Source organism: Streptomyces sp. NPDC048600 (assembly GCF_055587025.1).
On sequence record NZ_JBVJGZ010000025.1, the window covers coordinates 1 to 14,951 of the forward strand.

Consider the following 14,951-nt stretch of genomic DNA (forward strand, 5'->3'; position numbering starts at 1 on the left):
AGGCGACCCGAAAAGAAAGAGGCCCGGTACCAAGGGGGGGAGGCGAGGGGGAGAGAGGCCCCTACACTCTGTTTTACCCACACGGGGGGGGGGGGCGGGTTTTGGGGAGAGAAAGAAAAGGGTGGTGTCTCTGGTGTACCGCGAGGAACAAGCCGTACCACACCCCGCCCCGGGCCCGGTGGGGGGGTCCCCCCCGGGACCGGGGCCACTCCCGGTCCCGGCGGGGCATACCCTCCGGCCGGTCAGGACAGCGGCGGGTACGCGTTCTGCATCAGCTGCCGGAACTGTGCCGAGAACCACTGCCCGGAGATGGGCGCGTCCGGCAGGGAGCCCGACATGCTGTTGCCGTTGCGGGCGTTGCCGGTGTACGTCGGGTCGCACATCCGGTCGAAGCCCTTGCCCTCGTTGTTCGGGATCTCCTTGCTGGCGCCGTCGGACTCGCCCGGGGGCTTCATCCAGACGTACGCGTCGATCCCGGCCGCGGGCGCGGCCTGCGGGCGTTCGCCGAGGCCGGCTCCGGCCTGGTTGCACCAGTTGCCGAGGTGGATGCGGCGGTCGTAGCGGCCGCCGTTGACATAGGTGTCGACGCTGGTGGTCGCGCCGGGGCCGGTCGGCCGCTGGGTGCCGCCCCAGCCGTTGCGGGAGGTGTCGATGAGCATGCCCAGCTTCGAGTCGAAGCCGATGGAGACCAGCTTGTCGCGCATGGCCTGGGCGTAGGACAGCTCGTCGGTGTAGCGGTTCCAGTCGACCCACTTGGACTGGCGCACGGAGGTGCCGTTCACCGTGTCCGTGATCTTGAAGTTGTCCTCCTTCAGCGCGCTGTAGTTGGCGGTGTTGACGATGAAGCCGTGCACGTCGGCGACGGTCGCGCCCTCCGAGACGGCCGCGGACTTGAACATGTCGGCGGAGGCGCCGAAGTTGTCGTCCCAGCCGAGCCAGCCGTGGTGGCCGGCGTCGATGTAGTTGTAGACGTTGCCGATGTCGCCGAGCTTGTTCAGGGCGTAGCCGACGCCCTTCTGGTAGTTCCCGTTGGCCTTCATCACATCGCAGTTGGGCGTGGCGGTCGGCCGGCCGGAGACGTTGGTGACGAGGTTCGGCAGCGAGTCGATCTCGACCGTGGTGACGATCCGCAGCCCGCTGTACTTGGAGTCGGCGAGGATCGCGGCGATCGGGTCGATGTACTGGGTCTTGTACTTGTCGATCTCCGTCGGGCCCAGCTCGCCGTTGGAGGCGAGGGCGGCGCAGTCACGGCCGGGCAGGTTGTAGACGACGAGCTGGACGACGAGTTCGCCGGAGCCCTTCTGCCGCAGCGCCTCGTCGAGGTGGGCGCGCAGGCCCATCCCGCCGTTGACCCCGTTGATCGCGGCGATCCGGTCCAGCCACACACCGGTGGGCTGGTTGGAGACGCGGCTGCCGCCCGGTTCCGCGGCGGCCTTCGCGGCCCACTCGGGGTTCACGTACACCTTGGCGCCCGCGTAGGGGTTGTCCACCCGCCCGGAGGGGGTTCCGGGGTCCGTCGGGCCGGGGTCCGTGGGGCCGGGGTCGGTGGGTCCGCCGCCGTCGACGTTGCAGGTGACGCCGTCGAGGGTGAAGGCCGCCGGTACCGCGTTGGAGCCGCTGTAGGCGCCCTGGAAGCCGAAGCTGACCGAACCGCCGGTCGGCAGGCTTCCGTTGTAGCTCTCGTTGGCCGCCGTGACGGCCGTCCCGGACTGCGTGATCTTCGCGTTCCAGCCGTTGGTGATCCGCTGGTTGCCGGCGTACGACCACTTCACCGCCCAACTCGACTTGGCGGCCGAGTTGTTGGTGACGGTGACATTGGTGGTGAAGCCGGAGCCCCAGTCGTTCTGCACCTGGTAGTCGACGGTACATGCGGCCGCGGCCGCGGCCGCGCCGGGGACGACGGCCAGGGCCGTGCCGGAGGCGCCGGCGACGAGCGCCAGTGCGGCCAGCAACGCCATTCTGTTACGGCTCATGAGTGCGGGTTTCCTTCTCTGCGGGGGGAGTTCACTGACGGTCGGAACGCAGGTGATCGCACGGCCCGATCCCGGCCGGCGTGGAGGTGCCGTCGTGCGCGGAGATCGGGGCAGGGCCGGTACCGCGGTTCCGGGGTGTTCCAGGTCCGGCCCGGGCAGCGGAGTGCGCGCACGCCGACCGCGCCATGACGCGGCCGATGCCGAGGTGCGCACGGGTGACTCACCGTCCCGTCGGCGGCCGGGGGACCCGGGCGGCGTCGGGAGCGGGGGTGGAGTCCCAGCAGCTCTCACTGGAACGGGAGTTGAAGGGGTGGACCTGCCCGACGGCCCACGGCGGCGCCGGCAGGTGAACTAGCTGAACGCGGGGGGTGTCGCATGAGCGATTCCTTGCGGGCCGGGTGTGCTGTGACGGCACACGTCGACTGATGGAAGCGCTCCCACTGGTGCGTTGGAAGGTAGCGCCAAGCGACGGTGAATGACCAGAGGGTTGCCTTGACTTTCCGCAAATGGCGTCTGTCGAATCTTTTCGACTGTCCACACGCCTTGACCGCATACAGCCCCGTCCTCACTATGGGAGCGCTCCCACTGGTTCAACCCTTGACTTCATCTCCGAGCCGCAAGGAGGAACCAGCACGTGAGACCCCCACACCCGCGCAGAGCCGTCCGAAGGCTGTGGACCGCCGTCGTCGCAGCTCTGGCGCTACCCCTGACCATGCTGGCGACGGGTTCGACCCCCGCGCAGGCGGCCGCGCTCCAGTGCAGCGTCGACTACAAGACCAACGACTGGGGCTCCGGCTTCACCGCGGATCTGACGATCACCAACCGCGGTACGGACGCCATCGACGGGTGGACGCTGACCTACGCCTACACCGGCAACCAGCAGCTCTCCAACGGCTGGAACGGGACCTGGTCCCAGTCCGGCAAGGCGATCACCGTACGCAACGCCGGCTGGAACGGCACGATCGCCGCCGGGGCCGCGGTGACGACCGGCGCCCAGTTCGCCTACAGCGGCACCAACGCGGCTCCGACGTCGTTCGCCGTCAACGGCACCACCTGCGCCGGCGCCCACCAGCCGCCGATCACCGTACTGACCAGCCCGGCCGCGGGCGCGGTGTACTCGCAGGGAGACGCCGTCCCCCTTGCGGCCACCGCCGCCGCGGCCGACAACGCCACCATCGGCAAGGTCGAGTTCTACGACGACACGACCCTGCTCGGCACCGACACCAGCGCGCCGTACTCCCTGTCGGTGTCCACGCTCGCCGTGGGCAGCCACTCGCTGGTGGCCAAGGCGTACGACAGCCTGGGCGCCTCCGCGGCCTCGACACCGGTCGGCATCACCGTCGCCGCGGGGCCCGCCGTGGTCGCCTCACCGGCCCAACTCCCGCTCCAGCAGGGCAAGTCGGGCACGTACGACGTAAAGCTGTCCACACAGCCCGGCGCCGACGTGACCGTCACCACGGCCCGGGTGAGCGGCAACACCGGACTGTCGGTGACCGGTGGCGCCTCGCTCACCTTCACCCCGTCGAACTGGAACACCGTCCAGAAGGTGACCGTCACGGCCGCCGCGAGCGGTACCGGCTCGGCCGTCTTCGAGTCGACGGCCGGCGGGCACGCCAAGGCGAGCGTCACGGTGACCCAGATCGCCGCGACGAAGGAGTACGACGCCCGCTTCCTGGAGCTCTACGGGAAGATCACCAACCCGGCGAACGGCTACTTCTCCCCCGAGGGCATCCCGTACCACTCGGTGGAGACGCTGATCGTCGAGGCGCCCGACCACGGCCATGAGACCACCTCGGAGGCGTACAGCTATCTGCTGTGGCTCCAGGCCATGTACGGGAAGGTGACGGGCGACTGGTCCAAGTTCAACGGGGCCTGGGAGATCATGGAGAAGTACATGATCCCCACCCACGCCGACCAGCCGACCAACTCCTTCTACAACGCCTCCAAGCCCGCCACCTACGCACCCGAGCTGGACACACCGAACGAGTATCCGGCCAGGCTGGAGACGGGCGTGTCGGTCGGCCCCGACCCGATCGCGGCCGAGCTCAAGAGCGCGTACGGCACGGACGACGTCTACGGCATGCACTGGCTCCAGGACGTCGACAACGTCTACGGCTACGGCAACTCCCCCGGCAAGTGCGAGGCGGGTCCGGCGGACGCCGGCCCGTCCTACATCAACACCTTCCAGCGCGGCGCGCAGGAGTCGGTGTGGGAGACCGTGCCGCAGCCGACCTGCGACGCCTTCAAGTACGGTGGCCGCAACGGGTATCTGGACCTGTTCACCGGTGACTCCAGCTACGCCAGGCAGTGGAAGTTCACCAACGCCCCCGACGCCGACGCGCGTGCCGTGCAGGCCGCGTACTGGGCGGACGTGTGGGCCGAGCAGCAGGGCAAGGGGGCGGACGTCTCCGCGACCGTGGCCAAGGCCGCGAAGATGGGCGACTACCTGCGCTACGCGATGTACGACAAGTACTTCAAGAAGGTGGGCAACTGCGTCGGCCCGACGGCCTGCCCGGCCGGCACCGGCAAGGACTCCTCCCACTACCTGCTGAACTGGTACTACGCCTGGGGCGGAGCCACCGACACCTCGGCGGGCTGGGCCTGGCGCATCGGCTCCAGCCACGCGCACGGCGGCTACCAGAACCCGCTGGCCGCGTACGCGCTGGCCAACTACGCCGATCTGAAGCCGAAGTCGGCGACCGGTCAGGCGGACTGGGCCAAGTCCCTCACGCGTCAGGTCGAGTTCTACCGCTGGCTCCAGTCCAGCGAGGGCGCGATCGCGGGTGGCGCGACCAACAGCTGGGCGGGCCGCTACGCGACCCCGCCGGCCGGGACGTCCACGTTCTACGGCATGTACTACGACGAGAAGCCCGTCTACCACGACCCGCCGTCCAACCAGTGGTTCGGCTTCCAGGCATGGTCGATGGAGCGGGTCGCCGAGTACTACCAGCAGACGGGGAACGCGGCGGCGAAGTCGGTGCTCGACAAGTGGGTCGACTGGGCGCTGTCCAGGACGACCGTGAACCCCGACGGCACGTTCCGGATCCCCTCCACGCTCGCGTGGTCGGGGCAGCCCGACACCTGGAACGCGTCGAGTCCCGGTGCCAACAACGGACTTCATGTCTCCGTGGTCGACTACACCAACGACGTCGGTGTGGCCGCCGCGTACGCCAAGACGCTGACGTACTACGCGGACCGCTCGGGTGACACCGAGGCGGCGACTACGGCGAAGAAGCTGCTTGACGGCATGTGGACCCACCACCAGGACGCACTGGGCATCGCCGTGCCGGAGACCCGGACCGACTACAACCGGTTCGACGACGCGGTGTACGTCCCGAGCGGGTGGACGGGCACGATGCCGAACGGTGACGCGATCAACTCGTCGTCGACGTTCGCGTCGATCCGGTCCTTCTACAAGAACGACCCGTCGTGGTCGAAGATCGAGGCGTATCTGGCCGGTGGGGCCGCGCCGACGTTCACGTATCACCGGTTCTGGGCCCAGGCGGACATCGCGCTCGCCATGGGGGCGTACTCCGAGTTGCTCGAGTAGTTCGGGGCTTCTGTCGGTTGTCGGGCGCGGGTGGGCTGTGGCTTGTCGCGCAGTTCCCCGCGCCCCTTCGTGTGCGCAGTTCCCCGCGCCCCTTCGTGTGCGCTGTCCCTCTCCCCACTTCGAAAGCAGGGCATCGTGCTCAGAACTCGTTTGCTCACCGCCGTGTTCGCGCTGACGGCCGGTCCCCTCTCCGGCGCCGCTCAGCCCGCTCTGGCCGCCGAACAGGCCGACGTGGCCGTCGCCGCCGACAGTTACACCTGGAAGAACGCCCGGATCGACGGGGGTGGGTTCGTTCCCGGGATCGTGTTCAACCGGAAGGAGAAGAACCTCGCCTACGCCCGTACCGACATCGGCGGTGCCTATCGCTGGGTACAGGCGTCGAAGACGTGGACTCCGCTGCTGGACTCCGTCGGCTGGGACCGCTGGGGGCACACCGGCGTGGTGAGCCTGGCCTCCGACACCGTCGATCCGGACAAGATCTACGCGGCGGTCGGGACGTACACCAACGGCTGGGACCCGACGAACGGGGCCGTGCTGCGGTCCGCGGACCGGGGCGCCACCTGGCAGAAGACGGATCTGCCGTTCAAGCTGGGCGGGAACATGCCCGGCCGGGGCATGGGCGAGCGCCTCGCGGTCGACCCGAACAGGAACAGTGTGCTGTATCTGGGCGCGCCGAGCGGCAAGGGCCTGTGGCGGTCCACCGACTCCGGGGTGACCTGGTCCCAGGTCGCGAACTTCCCCAACGTCGGCAACTACGCGCAGGATCCGGGCGACACCTCCGGCTACGCCTCCGACAACCAGGGCATCGTCTGGGTCACCTTCGACGAGTCCACCGGCACCGCGGGCAGCGCCACCCGGACGATCTACGTCGGGGTCGCCGACAAGGACAACGCCGTGTACCGCTCGACGGACGCCGGCGCCACCTGGTCGCGGCTGGCCGGGCAGCCCACCGGGTATCTGGCCCACAAGGGCGTGCTGGACGCGGTGAACGGCCGTCTGTATCTCGCGTACAGCGACAAGGGCGGCCCGTACGACGGCGGCAAGGGCCGGCTGTGGCGGTACGCGACGGCGTCCGGCACCTGGACGGACATCAGCCCGGCCGCCGAGGCCGACACCTACTACGGCTTCAGCGGGCTCACCCTCGACCGGCAGCGGCCGGGCACGGTGATGGCGACCGCCTACAGCTCCTGGTGGCCGGACACCCAGATCTTCCGCTCCACGGACAGCGGCGGCACCTGGACGACGGCATGGGACTACACCTCGTACCCCGACCGCTCGAATCGCTACACGATGGATGTGTCGTCCTCGCCTTGGCTGACCTGGGGCGCACATCCCTCACCGCCCGAACAGACCCCGAAACTCGGGTGGATGACGGAGTCGCTGGAGATCGACCCGTTCGACTCCGACCGGATGATGTACGGCACCGGCGCGACGGTGTACGGCACCGAGAACCTCACCAACTGGGACAGCGGCGGCCAGTTCGGCATCAGACTGATGGTGCAGGGTCTGGAGGAGACGGCCGTCAACGACCTGGTCTCGCCCCCGTCGGGGGCCCCGCTGCTCAGCGCGCTCGGTGACATAGGCGGCTTCCGGCACACGGACCTGACCAAGGTCCCGGCGATGATGTACACCTCGCCGAACTTCACCTCCACCACCAGCCTGGACTATGCCGAGTCCAACCCGGACACGGTGGTGCGCACCGGCAATCTGGACTCGGGCCCGCACATCGCGTTCTCCACCGACAACGGCGCCAACTGGTTCGCGGGCAGCGACCCTTCGGGGGTGAGCGGCGGCGGTACGGTCGCGGCGGCCGCCGACGGCAGCCGCTTCGTGTGGAGCCCGCAGGGCGCGGGCGTGCACCACACCACCGGCTTCGGCAGCTCCTGGTCCGCCTCGTCCGGCATCCCGGCCGGTGCGGTCGTCGAGTCCGACCGGGTCGACCCGAAGGTGTTCTACGACTTCAAGTCCGGGAAGTTCTACGTCAGTACGGACGGCGGCGCGACCTTCACCGCCTCCGCCGCGACCGGTCTGCCCGCCGGGGACAGCGTCCGCTTCAAGGCACTGCCCGGTGCGAAGGGCGATGTGTGGCTGGCCGGCGGGGCGAGCGACGGGGCGTACGGGCTGTGGCACTCCACCGACGGCGGGGCGGCCTTCACCAGGCTGCCGAACGTGGAGCAGGCCGACACCGTCGGCTTCGGCAAGGCCGCGGCCGGCGCGTCGTATCAGACGCTGTACACCAGCGCGAAGATCGGCGGAGTGCGCGGCATCTTCCGCTCCACCGACAAGGGCGCGTCCTGGACCCGCGTCAACGACGACGCCCATCAGTGGGGCTGGACGGGCGCCGCGATCACCGGAGACCCGCGGGTGTACGGCCGGGTGTACGTCGCCACGAACGGCCGGGGCGTGATCTACGGCGACACCTCCGACACGGGCGGCGGCACGGACCCCACGGACCCGACGGACCCCACGCCGGCCGGCGCCTGCGCGGTGACGTACACCGTCACCAACCAGTGGCCGGGCGGCTTCCAGGCGGACGTGCGGCTCGCCAACACCGGCACGAGCGCGTGGTCCGGCTGGAGTCTCGGCTGGTCCTTCGCGGGCGGCCAGACGGTCTCCCAGCTGTGGAACGCCGGCTTCACCCAGTCCGGCGCGGCGGTGACGGCGAGGAACACCGACTGGAACGGCAGCGTGGCGGCCGGGTCGTCCGTGAGCTTCGGGTTCACGGGCACCTGGTCGGGGGCCAACCCGAGACCGGCCGCGTTCAGGCTGGGTGATCGGACCTGCACGGTCGTCTGATCACTCAGCACCGCTGAGTACGCCTACTCATGAGGAGGAGACTCCGGGTGGCGCAGGCTGGTCGCACACACCACCGAGAGGGAGTCACCCGTGCGCACGACCAGCCGAGCCCGTCTGCTGCCGCTCCTCGCCCTGGTCGGCCTGACCGCCACCCTGATGACCGGGTGTTCCCTGGAGCAGGACGCCGTCTGCTCCGGCGGTCGGTACCCGGTGCTGGCCGTGAACGACGCCGGGAGCGACTGCGTCGACGACGGCCGGGAGCCGGCGCCGGGCTGGGCCCGCTACCCGCAGGGCAAGGTCCCCGAGCGCGTCGGCGACAAGTGGTACGAGTACTGGCAGACCCGGACCCTCGACGAGAACGGGGCCGTGGTCCCGGCGCCCGAGTTCCCGGTGTCCGAGGCCCCGGCGCCCAGGGTCCGGTGAGCGGCGGCCGCCCCGGGGACCGGGGTGCGGCCGCCGCCCGTGCTCACGGCGTGTAGCCGGCCGGCCGCGGGGTGGGTGTGGGGGTGCGGGTGCCTCACGGGACGAACCTCCCGAGGAAGACGGATGTTTCCCCTCAGTCGCCGCCGGGCGCCGGAGGGTTGCCGTACCGCCGGGCCAGTTCCCCGGCCGTCGCCGCCAACCGCGCCCGCAGTTCCGGCGGTTCGAGGACCTCGATGCCGGTGCCCAGGCGCAGGAACTCGTCATGGGCGTCGTCCAGGGACTCGACGGGCACGGTGGCCACGGTCCGGCCCGCCGCGTCCGTACGCCCGTTCGCACGTACGGCGTCCCCGGCCGGTCCTGTCAGGACGACACCGGGCTGAAGCCTCACGACGGCCTCGGCGCGGTGCAGCCGCGCCAGGAAGTCGCGCTGGTACACGGCCCAGTGGGCGGCCAGGTCGAAGTCCTCGGGGCGGGTGAACTCCTCACCGGGAACGGTCAGTTCGAGGATCTTGGCGACGCGGAAGGTGCGCGGACCCGGCCCGGCGACGACGTACCAGCGGCCCGCCTTGAGCACCAGCCCGTACGGCTCCAGACGGCGTCGTACGTCGGTGGGTTCGCGCCAGCGGCGGTACGTCACCTCCAGCACCCGTCCGTTCCACACGGCGTCGGCGACCTCGGGGAGGAAGCGGGTGTCGTCGGGGTCGGCGTACCAGCCGGTGGCGTCCAGGTGGAAGCGGCCGCCGACCCGGTCGGCGTGCGCCCGCAGCTCGGCCGGGAGGGCGGCGCGCACCTTGAGCTGGGCCGCGGCCAGCACCGCGCCGAGGCCGAGCTGCGCGGCGGGGCCCGGTGCCCCGGCGAGGAACAGCGCCTCGGCCTCCTCGGCGGTCAGTCCGGTGAGCCGGGTGCGGTAGCCGTCGAGCAGCCGGTAGCCGCCGGCGTGGCCCGCGTCGCCGTACAGCGGGACACCGGCCGCGGCGAGCGCCTCGGTGTCCCGGTAGACCGTGCGCACCGACACCTCCAGCTCGGCGGCGAGCTGGGCGGCGGTCATCCGGCCCCGGGTCTGGAGCAGCAGGAGGATCGAGACGAGCCGGCTGGACTTCACTGCCACAGGATGTCAGTGAAGCGCCTTTAGCGTGCGCGTCATGGCTTTCGAGGAGAAACTGCTCACCGTCCCGCCGCCGATCGAGGTCGCCGGGCGGCACATCAAGCGCTACCACGTCACCTCCGACCCGGCGGGCATCGCACCCGAGGTCGCCGAGGCCGCCTACGCGATCCTGCCGAAGCTGCTGCCGGACCCCGACGGCACACCGCCCGCGACCTTCGTCGTGCTGCACCGGGGCGGCGACGACGGCGCCTATCTCAACGCGTACAGCTGGGTCTGGGACAACGTGATCCACTTCCGCGGCGCGGCCGCCGGACAGCCCGTGCTGGGCTGCCCCGACCGCGACCCGGCCCACTTCGTGACGCTGGACCGGCCGTGGATCGGCTGTGTGTGGGAGCTGCCGCCGATCCAGCACGAGCGGGACGCCTGGGTACGGCATCTGCTCGCCCCCGCCACCCCCGACCTGGCCTCCTATCTGGCCGACAGCATGGCCGAGGGCACCACGGGAGGGCGTGCGTGAGCGGCCCGCGACCGGGGGCCGCCGAAGGCGTCGCTACGTGCTGCGGTACGCCCGGACGCTGAACACCGGGTCCGGGCGGGGGCGGTCCTGGTCGGGGAGGGCGGCCAGGCGGGCGGCGAAGGTCTCGGTGAGGGCCTCGCCGGGGGCGAGGGTGACGAACCAGCCGCGGCGCAGGTCGGCGATGGCGCGGCGGGGGCTGCGGCCCTGGCCGCGGCCGGGGAAGCGGGCCCGTCCGGCGGGCGCGAGCCCGTGCGCGGCGGCGAGGGCCGTGACCTGCCCGGCGGTGTCGTGGGCGGGGCTGCGCGGCCGGGTGGCGAGGACCGCGTCGATGTCGCTGCCGACGTTGTGCGCGGCGGCCTTGTCGACCGTGGTGACGTACACCCCGCCGGGCCGCAGCACCCGGGCGCACTCGGCGACCGCCCGCCGTACGTCGGCGTCGTCGAGCAGGTGGAGCAGCCAGACGCTCACCACCGCGTCGAAGGAGGCGTCCGGGAAGGGCAGCCGGCGGCTGTCGCCGACGACGACCGTGCCGGGCATCCGGGCCTCGGCCGTACGGGCCATGCCGAGGGCCAGGTCGACGCCCGTCACCCGGGTCCCCGGGCGGGCGGCGGCCAGGCGCCGGGTGACGATGCCCGTGCCGCAGGCCACGTCCAGCAGCCCGGGGCACCGGGGCGGCAGAAGGCCCAGGACGGCCTCGGCCGCGGCGGCGGCCCGGGGCTCACCGCCGCGCAGGGCGTCGTAGGCACCGGCTTCCTTGTCGTAGTCGAGCACACGCCACCCCCGGGCCGTCCGCTGATCGATCAGCCGGATCAGCTTGCCCCATGCGCGGGCGCGAGGTCTTCGACTTTTCTCGCCAGGTCGAAGTCCAGCGCGGTGACCTTGGAATCGGCGCTGTGGGTGTTCACCGAGAGACGGACGGTGTTGTAGCCGAGGGTGAGGTCGGAATGGTGGTTCAGCTCCTCCTGGACCCGGGCGATGTGCACCACGAGCGCGGTCGCGGCGGGGTGGGAGGCGAGCCGGTAGGTGCGCACCAGGCGGTCGTCCTCGACCGCCCAGCCCGGCAGCTCGGCGAGCCGGTCCTCGATCTCCTTCTGCGACAGGGGTTCGACGGCCACGGCATGGCTCCCTTCCTCGGAGGACGCGTACCTGTCCAGCGTGCCCGGCTTGACTACGGTCGTCCACATGACCACACCCCTGTCCGCCGCCGTGTCCGCCTCCGCCGCCACCGACAACAGCGTCGGCACGCTGCTGCGGGCCTGGCGCGAGCAACGCCGGGTGAGCCAGCTGGAGCTGGCACTGCGCGCAGGCTCCTCCGCCCGGCACATCAGCTTCGTCGAGACCGGGCGCTCCCGGCCCAGCGAGGAGATGGTGCTGCGGCTCGCCGAGCACCTCGACGTCCCCGTCCGTGAGCGCAACGCCCTGCTGCTGGCGGCCGGTTACGCCCCGCGCTACTCCGAGACGCCGCTGGACGACCCGGCGCTGCGCTCGCTGCGCGAGGGCATGGAGCGGCTCATCCAGGGCTACGAGCCCTACCCGGCGCTGGTGGTCGACGCGATGTACAACGTGGTGGCCGCCAACCGGGGCATCCTGATGCTGATGGACGGGCTGGCCGAGGAGCTGCTCGCGCAGCCGCTGAACGCGATGCGGCTGACCCTGCATCCGCGGGGGCTCGCGCCGCGCATCCGTAATCTGCCCGAGTGGCGCGGGCATCTGCTCGCCCAGATGGAGCGGCAGATCGCCCTGCACCGCTCGCAGCCGCTGCGGGAGCTGTACGAGGAGGTGTCGGCGTACCCGGTGCCCGAGGGGGCCGCCGGCGGTGCGGAGCCGGAGGAGCCGGTGCCGTACTTCGCGCTGCCGCTCCAGGTGGAGCACGAGGGGCGGGTGCTGTCGTTCATCTCCTCGATCTCCACGTTCAACACTCCCATGGATGTGACCGTCGCCGAGCTGGCCATCGAGACGCTGCTCCCGGCCGACCCGGCGACGGTCAAGTACCTTCACTCGCTCATGGCCTGACGGTTCCTCAGGGACAGGTGCTGCAGGAGGGCGAACCCGGCGACGGTGACGGCCTGGAGCACGGTCCACACCGCGCCGGTGGTGGTCGGGGTCAGCCACAGTCCGAGTGCGGCGAAGCTCAGGGCCGCCCAGGCGAGGTTGGTCTCCACGACGGCCTTGACCGGCAGCGCGGCGGGGCGGGTACGGGTGGCGAGTACGGCCACCGCGAGGGCGTACACGGTGAGGATCGCGCCCAGTTCCAGGAGCAGTGTTCCGTCGACGCCCAGCAGTCGGCCGAGCGGGCCGGAGGCGGCGAGGTAGGCCAGGCCGTTGGCGCCGGTCACGATCGCGTCCAGGGCGAGGAAGCGGCGGAGTGCGGTGTTCGGCTCGGCGGTGCGGGCGAGGGCGGTGAGTGTGGTCGCGGACATGGGTGGTCACCCTCCGTCGGGTCGGGGTGTGGTTGCGGGCGGGGTCCGGCCGGAGTGCGCCGGCCGGAGCCCGTGGCACAACGATGTCCCTGCGGGGGTGGGCGGGTCGATTACCTGGGGGGTAATGGGGGTGCGCCCACGGGGGTGGGGGTTGCTGTTTGTCGGCGGCTGCCGGGACCGTGGGTGCCTTGTCGCGCCCGCGCGGCGGTGGCCGCAGATCGATACAGTCCCGCGCCCCCAAGCAGGGCGTTGTCGTCCTGGGCTGTCACGGAGCCCGGGGCGACTCGTTCTTTGCGCAGTTCCCCGCGCCCCCAGAAAATCAAGGGCGTTGTCGCGCAGGTCCGTTGCGTGGTGACGGACTCAGGGTCGTACTCGTGAGCGGAGCGGTGGGGCATGGCAGACTGCCCTCAGGCTTTCGGCGCGTAGGGGAGGCGTGGCGTGAGTGAGCGGCGGGCTGCGCCCACTGTGGGGCAGGTGGTGCTCGGCAAGCGGCTCCAGGAGCTGCGGGAGAAGGCCGGGCTGAAGCGCGAGGAGGCGGCCCAGGTGCTGCGGGTGGCGCCGGCGACGGTGCGCCGCATGGAGACGGCCGAGGTCGCGCTCAAGATCCCTTATGTACAGGTGCTGTTGGAGACGTACGGCGTGGCGCCGGGCGAGGCCTCGGCGTTCGTGGCGCTCGCCGAGGACGCCAACAGGCCCGGCTGGTGGCAGCGTTACCACGATGTGCTGCCCGACTGGTTCAGCGTGTACGTCAGTCTGGAGGGCGCCGCGCGCCTGATCCGCTCCTACGAGCCGCACTTCGTGCCCGGCCTGCTCCAGACCGAGGACTACGCCCGTGCCGTGCTGGACGCGGGGACGATAGGGCAGACCGGGCCCGACACCGTGGAGCGGCACGTGTCACTGCGCATGGAGCGGCAGCGGCTGCTGGAGCGGGAGAACCTGCCCCATCTTTGGGTGATCATGGACGAGACCGTGCTGGCCCGGCCGGTGTGCAGCCGCGCCGAGGTGATGCGCGGCCAGCTGGACCGGCTGCTGGAGGCCGCCGAGCACGACCGGATCACACTCCAGGTCGCCGAGTTCGCGAGCGGCCCGCACCCGGGGACGTACGCGCCGTTCTCGCTGTTCCGCTTCGCCGAACCGGAGCTGCCCGACATGGTGTTCACCGAGTATCTGACCGGCGCGCTGTATCTCGACTCCCGGCGGGAGGTCTCCGCCCATCTGGAGGTCCTGGACCATGTCACCGCGCACGCCGCCTCGGCCCAGCGCACCAGGAAGATCCTCCGCGAGTACCGCGAGCGCTACTAGACCCGTACCACCCGTACCGCTATCGAGGAGTACACCCCGCATGACCGGATCCGACGCCGCGGCCCCCCGTATCGACACCAGCCGGCCGCACCCGGCCCGGGTGTACGACTGGTGGCTGGGCGGCAAGGACAACTACCCGGTGGACGAGGAGCTGGCCCGCCGTATCCTCGCCGTCGACGGCACGGTGGTGCGCGGCGCGCGCGCCAACCGGCGCTTCATGCAGCGTGCCGTGCGCACGGTCGCCGAGGCCGGGATCCGCCAGTTCCTCGACATCGGCACCGGCATCCCCACCGAGCCGAACCTGCACCAGGTCGCCCAGAGTGTCGCCCCGGACGCCAGGGTCGTGTACGCCGACAACGACCCGATCGTGCTGCGGCACGCGGAGGCCCTGCTGGGCGGTACGGCCGAGGGCAGCACCGACTATGTGCACGCCGACGTACGGGACGTGGACGTGCTGCTGGAGCGGGCCCGGCAGTCCCTGGACCTGGCCGAGCCGGTCGCGCTGTCGCTGGTCGCGCTCACCCACTACCTGGACGACGAGGCGTACGACGTGCTGAAGCGGTACGTGGACGCGCTCGCGCCGGGCAGCTATCTGATCCTCTCCCAGGTCACGCCCGACCTGAACCCGGCGGCCATCGAGCAGGCGGCGGAGAACTTCCGGCGCAGCGGCACCCCGTTCTTCCCGCGCACGGTCGGCGAGTTCGCCCGGTTCTTCGACGGCCTGGAGCTGCTCGGCCCCGGACTGATCCCGGTGCACGGCTGGCGTCCGGAGGCCGAGGACGTGGAGTCCCAGGCCGAGGGCATCGTGCCGGTGTACGCGGGAGTGGCGCGCAAGCCCTGACGCCCAGGTCCGCGGCCCCGGCGG

Annotated in this window: 12 protein-coding genes; 7 read left to right on the forward strand and 5 right to left on the reverse strand. The window is 71.1% G+C overall.

What is annotated here, in order from left to right; genetic code table 11:
- Positions 1-242: 242 nt before the first annotated feature.
- Positions 243-1,973 (reverse strand): glycoside hydrolase family 6 protein, encoded by a 1,731-nt coding sequence (locus tag ACZ6SQ_RS28505; RefSeq protein WP_469566983.1) that lies wholly within the window; start codon positions 1,971-1,973, stop codon positions 243-245.
- Between the two features lie 712 nt (positions 1,974-2,685).
- On the opposite strand from ACZ6SQ_RS28505, the gene ACZ6SQ_RS28510 reads away from it, so the two are divergent.
- The 3 genes from ACZ6SQ_RS28510 (at position 2,686) to ACZ6SQ_RS28520 (ending at position 8,742) form a co-directional block, all read left to right on the forward strand.
- A complete protein-coding gene (locus tag ACZ6SQ_RS28510; RefSeq protein ID WP_469567187.1) occupies positions 2,686-5,523 on the forward strand; it encodes a glycoside hydrolase family 48 protein in 2,838 nt (945 codons plus the stop codon).
- Between the two features lie 135 nt (positions 5,524-5,658).
- Positions 5,659-8,319: a cellulose binding domain-containing protein gene (locus ACZ6SQ_RS28515; RefSeq protein WP_469566986.1), complete on the forward strand. Its 2,661-nt coding sequence runs from the start codon at positions 5,659-5,661 to the stop codon at positions 8,317-8,319.
- Positions 8,320-8,409: 90 nt separating this feature from the next.
- The gene (locus ACZ6SQ_RS28520; protein WP_469566988.1) at positions 8,410-8,742 is read left to right on the forward strand and encodes an SCO0607 family lipoprotein; all 333 of its coding nucleotides are present in this window, start codon (positions 8,410-8,412) and stop codon (positions 8,740-8,742) included.
- Between the two features lie 133 nt (positions 8,743-8,875).
- Here ACZ6SQ_RS28520 and ACZ6SQ_RS28525 read toward each other — a convergent pair whose 3' ends face one another.
- Positions 8,876-9,844: a helix-turn-helix transcriptional regulator gene (locus tag ACZ6SQ_RS28525; RefSeq protein WP_469566990.1), complete on the reverse strand. Its 969-nt coding sequence runs from the start codon at positions 9,842-9,844 to the stop codon at positions 8,876-8,878.
- Positions 9,845-9,884: 40 nt separating this feature from the next.
- On the opposite strand from ACZ6SQ_RS28525, the gene ACZ6SQ_RS28530 reads away from it, so the two are divergent.
- On the forward strand, positions 9,885-10,364 hold the full coding sequence (locus ACZ6SQ_RS28530) for a hypothetical protein (RefSeq protein ID WP_469566992.1): 480 nt from the start codon (positions 9,885-9,887) through the stop codon (positions 10,362-10,364).
- 33 nt (positions 10,365-10,397) lie between these two features.
- Here ACZ6SQ_RS28530 and ACZ6SQ_RS28535 read toward each other — a convergent pair whose 3' ends face one another.
- Together ACZ6SQ_RS28535 and ACZ6SQ_RS28540 are read right to left on the reverse strand one after the other, a co-directional pair.
- Entirely contained in the window at positions 10,398-11,135 is a 738-nt protein-coding gene (locus ACZ6SQ_RS28535; RefSeq protein ID WP_469566994.1) for a class I SAM-dependent methyltransferase, read from the reverse strand.
- Between the two features lie 38 nt (positions 11,136-11,173).
- A complete protein-coding gene (locus ACZ6SQ_RS28540) occupies positions 11,174-11,479 on the reverse strand; it encodes a 4a-hydroxytetrahydrobiopterin dehydratase (RefSeq protein WP_386379190.1) in 306 nt (101 codons plus the stop codon).
- A gap of 67 nt (positions 11,480-11,546) precedes the next feature.
- On the opposite strand from ACZ6SQ_RS28540, the gene ACZ6SQ_RS28545 reads away from it, so the two are divergent.
- Positions 11,547-12,377 (forward strand): helix-turn-helix domain-containing protein, encoded by an 831-nt coding sequence (locus tag ACZ6SQ_RS28545; RefSeq protein WP_469566996.1) that lies wholly within the window; start codon positions 11,547-11,549, stop codon positions 12,375-12,377.
- Here ACZ6SQ_RS28545 and ACZ6SQ_RS28550 read toward each other — a convergent pair.
- Positions 12,359-12,784, reverse strand: a complete 426-nt coding sequence (locus tag ACZ6SQ_RS28550) for a hypothetical protein (RefSeq protein WP_386379193.1) — start codon at positions 12,782-12,784, stop codon at positions 12,359-12,361. The genes ACZ6SQ_RS28545 and ACZ6SQ_RS28550 overlap by 19 nt on opposite strands.
- Positions 12,785-13,222: 438 nt before the next feature.
- Here ACZ6SQ_RS28550 and ACZ6SQ_RS28555 point away from each other — a divergent pair, with 438 nt between their 5' ends.
- Positions 13,223-14,086, forward strand: a complete 864-nt coding sequence (locus ACZ6SQ_RS28555) for a helix-turn-helix domain-containing protein (protein ID WP_469566999.1) — start codon at positions 13,223-13,225, stop codon at positions 14,084-14,086.
- Positions 14,087-14,126: 40 nt separating this feature from the next.
- Complete coding sequence (locus tag ACZ6SQ_RS28560; protein ID WP_469567001.1) at positions 14,127-14,927, forward strand: SAM-dependent methyltransferase; 801 nt, start codon at positions 14,127-14,129, stop codon at positions 14,925-14,927.
- Positions 14,928-14,951: the final 24 nt, after the last annotated feature.